This is a genomic window from Dolichospermum sp. LEGE 00246, assembly GCF_015207865.1.
In the GTDB taxonomy this organism is placed as follows: Bacteria; Cyanobacteriota; Cyanobacteriia; order Cyanobacteriales; family Nostocaceae; genus Dolichospermum; species Dolichospermum heterosporum.
This window is the reverse complement of record NZ_JADEWA010000402.1, coordinates 1-5,064: the sequence shown is the minus strand read 5'-3', so window position 1 is coordinate 5,064 and position 5,064 is coordinate 1. Positions and strand designations below refer to the sequence as shown.

Here is a 5,064-nt window from a genome sequence, read left to right as displayed (position 1 = left end):
CAACTCCCCCACTCCCCCAACTCCCCTACTCAACAGTAGCGGAACTCAATTTCATTGTTTCCCACAAAACCATATTTGGTGTTGTTGTGGGGAGTGGTTGGTGGAGGGCAATTAGTTGTGCCAAGGTAGTTTTTAATTGTGTCCGGGGGACGATATCATCAACAAACCCGTGTTTAAGTAAGTCTTCGGCGGTTTGGAAATCTTCTGGTAGTTTTTCTCTGAGGGTTTGTTCAATTACCCGTCTACCAGCAAAACCAATTGTTGCTTTAGGTTCGGCGATGATGAGATCACCCAACATGGCGAAACTGGCGGTAACACCTCCGGTAGTGGGGTTGGTTAAAATGGGAATATATAATAGTTTGGAGTCTCGGTGACGTTGGAGGGCGGCGGATATTTTGGCCATTTGCATTAAAGACAGCATTCCTTCCTGCATTCTTGCACCGCCTGATGTGCAAATGATGACTACAGGATAACGGCGTTGGGTGGCTTGTTCAATCATACGGGTGAGTTTTTCACCGACGACAGAACCCATGCTTCCACCCATGAACCGGAAGTCCATGACTCCTAATGCTAGGGGTAAGGTGTTAATTTGACCTAATCCAGTTTTGACAGCATCTACAAGTCCTAGTTTTTCTTGTGTTTCTCGTAAGCGATCGCTATAGAGTTTGCGATCGCGGAATTGTAAGGGATCAGTAGGATATAAATGCTCATCTAATGGTTTCCAAGTATTAGCATCAATTAATTGGCGAATCCGTTCATCACTATCAACTCGATTATGATGACCACAATCAACGCAAACCATTTGATTAGCTCTTAAATCTTTTGTATAGCTCAGAACACCACACTTAGGGCATTTATGCCATAAACCATCGGCAATTTCCCGTTCTTGGCGTTCTGAATTGGTGCTTCCCGATTTACGCCGATTTGCGAACCAATCAAATAGAGACTTTAAACCGCGTGATTCTTCGTTGTTTGCCATTTTTATCTTATGTAATTAGGTATTAGGTCAAAATCAGAACTATGATTTGGCTGATTAAATGTCTTAACTATGATTTGTGTGACTGTTTTGATTTGGATGATTAGTTAATCATAAAAATCACAAAAATCATAAAAATCATAGTTTAGACATATTACCAACATCTCAAATCTCAATAGGGTAATAGCAGCTACAGTCAGTGTGGATACAGGTTTGGGTTGATAAAACCATAAGCATGAAAAAAAGATTTAAAAAATGATCTTAATATCCAGGCAAAAATAATCTCATATAGTGGGACAAAATAGTTTCACCGCAAAAAACAGTGATTACCGCACCCAAAGCTAGGAAGGGACCAAAAGGCATTTTTTGTCCCATTTGGTGACGGGAGAGGATAATTGCGCCCCCACCGATGAATACTCCCAAAATGCAGGAAATAAACCCCGCTATGAGTAAATAACGCCATCCTAACCATGCTCCCATCATAGCAGCTAATTTAGCGTCACCTGCACCCATGACCGTTTTGCCAAAAGCCATAGAACCTAAAAGGGCGATCGCATCAAATAACCATAAGCCCAGGACAGCACCAACTATTCCAGTTATTAAGCGTTTTGATAAGCCCACCGCAGTCGGGTCTGATAGCCAACCAACAGCCATTTGAAAGACTATTCCTAAAATTAAACCCGATTTAGTCAACGGGTTGGGTAGGGTCATTGTATCTAAATCTATAAGAGATAAAGCCAATAACCAACTACAAAAAGCCCAATATCCCAGGGTAAAAATTGAAAATTGAAAAACCCAAAATACTATTAAAAATATTATCCCTGTTAACGCCTCTATTAATGGATAACGGCGAGAAATCTGAGTTTGGCAATAACGACACCGCCCTTTTAACCACAACCAACCAAAAACTGGGATATTATCATAGGCTTTTAACCTATTTAAGCATTTGGGACAGCGAGAGGGTGGCCACAGCACTGACAACCCAGTCGGTAGCCGATAAACTACAACATTAATAAAACTACCGAGAGATGTCCCCAAGACAAAAACAATGATACTTGCTGGAATATAAATCAAAATGTCCATATTGTTATTTGTCAGTTGCTAGTTGACTAATACATATAGGACTCAATTTGATTTAACGGGACAAAGCATTCCTGTGGTAACAGCACTGGGTAATGAGTAAAAATCACTTTACCCCGATGAGTTACCCGACTAATTGCTACCCCTGTAGCTTTTCCTACTATTTCTGGATGGACTTCACAGTAGGTATAGTAAATATGACTAGCGGCTCTAATTACAGTAGGATCAATCAAAGACGGGTGCTTTTTTTGTGAGGTAAAATTTGCTTGTTCTTGTTGTAAAGCGTACACTATTTGCTTTTATGTAAGTTATAGATTTGCTCTTAGTTTATCTGAAAATTTTCACAATAGATGCTGAAATTTCCAGATTTATCATTTAACGTGATTTTAATTCCAGAATTTCCATGAGTGCTTCACCCATAGCTTGACAACCGACTAGTTTCATTCCTGGGGACATAATATCTCCTGTGCGATAACCTTGTTGTAAAACTTGTAACACACTATTTTCAATTAAGTCTGCTGCTTCTGGTTGGTTGAAAGCATAACGCAACATCATGGCGGCACTTAAAACCTGTGCTAAAGGGTTGGCTTTATCAAGTCCGGCAATATCTGGGGCTGAACCGTGAACTGGTTCATAGACACCAGGACCATCAGCACCCAAACTGGCAGAAGGTAACATTCCTATACTACCAGTTAACATCGCCGCTGCATCGGAGAGAATGTCACCAAATAGGTTGCCTGTGACAATTGTATCAAATTGTTTGGGGGCGCGAACTAATTGCATGGCAGCGTTATCCACATATAAATGAGATAATTCCACATCAGTATATTCTAAGGAAAGTTGAGTGATGCGATCGCGCCACAATTGAGATACTTCTAACACATTGGCTTTATCTACAGAACAGAGTTTCCCACCCCGTTTCCGCGCTGTTTCAAAGGCTACGCGCCCAATCCGTTCAATTTCCGATTCTGTGTAAACCATCGTATTTACACCGCGTTTTTCTCCGGTTTCGGTAGTAAAAATACCTTTGGGTTTACCAAAATAAATTCCGCCGGTGAGTTCCCGCACCACCATAATATCTACACCTTCCACAACTTCCCGTTTCAAGGTAGAAGCGTCAATTAATTGGGGAAGAATTTTTGCAGGACGTAAATTAGCAAATAGTTCTAACCCAGCCCGCAACCCTAACAAACCTGCTTCTGGGCGTAAATTCGAGGGTAGAGAATCCCATTTATAACCACCAATAGCAGCCAGGAGGACGGAATCACTATTGCGGCACATATCTAAGGTGACAGCAGGTAGAGGTTCGCCGGTTGCGTCAATAGCAGCGCCACCGATTAAGGCTGTAGAAAATTCAAAGCTAAGATCAAATCGGTTCCCTACGACTTTTAGCACGTCCACCGCTACGGACATAATTTCAGGACCAATGCCATCGCCAGGAAGTAAGGTAATGCGGTAGTTTTGAGTCATAGTCAGGTTTTGCTGGGTAAATGTTTGTAGATAAAATATCATACCTAGCAATTGTGCCAAATGGCGTGTTTTTTTATTTTGGGCAATAGGGATTTGAGCTTAAGAGAAGATTCAATGAACTCCCCAATCAAACTTTTTGGTCAAATTAAAATTGAGGCTCAACAAATGATTAATTTAGATACTGGCACTGCTATAGCTTTTATAGCCGAAAATTCCTCTATTCGTTATGAATTGCGACAATATGTAAAAGAACAAGAAATGGTAATGACTCAAACTGCGTTTGCTGAGTTCACCACCATAGTGAAAACTATTGCGAGACTATCAGAACAAAATAGAGCTAATCGCCTTTTACAAAGAGTAACTATCATCCCCGATAATCCATCACCTAGAGCCTTAAATCTGCAACCAACACGAAAATTAGGAATAAACGATATTATTATATTAGGTACAGGTGATCAACTAAATATTTTCACCACTACAGCAGATGCAAAAGCAGTCAGAGCCGCTTCTGCTCAAGGTGTAGATTTTGATGTATATATTCATCTACCTTTTCCTTTAACTGGTAATTAATCATGCAAATCACTATTTCACCACATCTACAAAGTACATATAAATTAATTCAAAATGCTTTCCCCAAGGGAATAGAACCACAATCTTATTTACCGCTTTTATCATTACTCAGTGAAGAAATGTCAGATAGGAATTTAGCTGAAGTTGTTGCTTACTATAGCGGTAAAGATTATAGTCTTGTCCTCAATGATGTATATCGAGTACAGTCAATTGATGTACCCACATCTGAAGCTATTGCTAATTTAAAGGAAAGATTACTTATGTGTGGTTATATACAGTGGCTTGAGGAAGGGAAATTATGACTAGGACAAAACCTGTGCGTTGTCGTCAACAAGGTAGAATTTTTCTAGAGTTTACAATATCAGTAGGGGTTTAGCAATGCTCATTGGTGTCAACTTAACGTAAAACCTGTAGCCCGCCTGGGAATGATAGCGTAGCGTGGCGTTAGCCATATTCCCAGTCTAATAGCAAAAGTCATCTGAAGATGACTAAAAATCCCCAGTTTACTTTAGTAAACTTTACTTATTAGCCCGGAAATTCATTTCTGGGCGGGGCTGTCAGCCAAACAAATAAGCTATCTGTAGCTTAAGTTGACACCAATGAGCTTTTGCTAAACCCTTACCATATTTGTCTGTTTACGATTAATACAATCATTAATCAAAGCCTAAAGCTGGCTATTTTCGTCAAAACATAAAATGATTAATTTGTACAGGGCGTAAGTCCTAAAGAAGTTGGGTATATTATCATCAATGACGAAATTTTACCCAAGACCCAACATTCTATTCACTTGTGGTAATGCTAAAGGTTTCCGTTCGATATTTTGGAAACATTCAATTTTTTTAAGTTGTATACAAGCAGTTTTGAAATTACTGATTTTTAATAAAACAATATCTTGATAAACTGCATCTTGGGGACTTTTTATTTCTGTCACTAAATCCTGTAATTGATTTTGGCTAATAGCTAAATTC

At 39.6% G+C, this 5,064-nt stretch carries 7 protein-coding genes; 2 read left to right on the top strand and 5 right to left on the bottom strand.

The genetic code is table 11. From position 1 onward, the window contains the following. Nucleotides 1-25: 25 nt before the first annotated feature. From accD to leuB, 4 genes are all read right to left on the bottom strand, one after another. Nucleotides 26-979, bottom strand: coding sequence for an acetyl-CoA carboxylase, carboxyltransferase subunit beta (accD, locus tag IQ228_RS20810; RefSeq protein WP_193964251.1), 954 nt, complete (start codon nt 977-979; stop codon nt 26-28). A gap of 258 nt (nt 980-1,237) precedes the next feature. Continuing rightward, nucleotides 1,238-2,059, bottom strand: coding sequence for an A24 family peptidase (locus IQ228_RS20805; RefSeq protein WP_027402003.1), 822 nt, complete (start codon nt 2,057-2,059; stop codon nt 1,238-1,240). Between the two features lie 26 nt (nt 2,060-2,085). Further along, a complete protein-coding gene (locus IQ228_RS20800; RefSeq protein WP_193895434.1) occupies nt 2,086-2,346 on the bottom strand; it encodes a hypothetical protein in 261 nt (86 codons plus the stop codon). 85 nt (nt 2,347-2,431) lie between these two features. Continuing rightward, entirely contained in the window at nt 2,432-3,526 is a 1,095-nt protein-coding gene (gene leuB, locus IQ228_RS20795; protein ID WP_027402001.1) for a 3-isopropylmalate dehydrogenase, read from the bottom strand. Nucleotides 3,527-3,640: 114 nt separating this feature from the next. Here leuB and IQ228_RS20790 point away from each other — a divergent pair, with 114 nt between their 5' ends. Both IQ228_RS20790 and IQ228_RS20785 read left to right on the top strand, forming a co-directional pair. Further along, on the top strand, nt 3,641-4,096 hold the full coding sequence (locus tag IQ228_RS20790) for a DUF1308 domain-containing protein (protein WP_201769132.1): 456 nt from the start codon (nt 3,641-3,643) through the stop codon (nt 4,094-4,096). 2 nt (nt 4,097-4,098) lie between these two features. Then, a complete protein-coding gene (locus IQ228_RS20785; RefSeq protein ID WP_027401999.1) occupies nt 4,099-4,398 on the top strand; it encodes a DUF3349 domain-containing protein in 300 nt (99 codons plus the stop codon). Nucleotides 4,399-4,856: 458 nt separating this feature from the next. Here IQ228_RS20785 and IQ228_RS20780 read toward each other — a convergent pair. Beyond that, nucleotides 4,857-5,064: chromosome segregation ATPase (locus tag IQ228_RS20780; RefSeq protein ID WP_193964249.1), on the bottom strand; the 208-nt coding region annotated here is incomplete at its 5' end.

Coding starts and splice junctions, on each gene's coding strand:
- accD (WP_193964251.1), bottom strand. CDS start 979: ATGGCAAACAACGAAGAATCACGCGGTTTAAAGTCTCTATTTGATTGG.
- IQ228_RS20805 (WP_027402003.1), bottom strand. CDS start 2,059: ATGGACATTTTGATTTATATTCCAGCAAGTATCATTGTTTTTGTCTTG.
- leuB (WP_027402001.1), bottom strand. CDS start 3,526: ATGACTCAAAACTACCGCATTACCTTACTTCCTGGCGATGGCATTGGT.
- IQ228_RS20790 (WP_201769132.1), top strand. CDS start 3,641: ATGAACTCCCCAATCAAACTTTTTGGTCAAATTAAAATTGAGGCTCAA.
- IQ228_RS20785 (WP_027401999.1), top strand. CDS start 4,099: ATGCAAATCACTATTTCACCACATCTACAAAGTACATATAAATTAATT.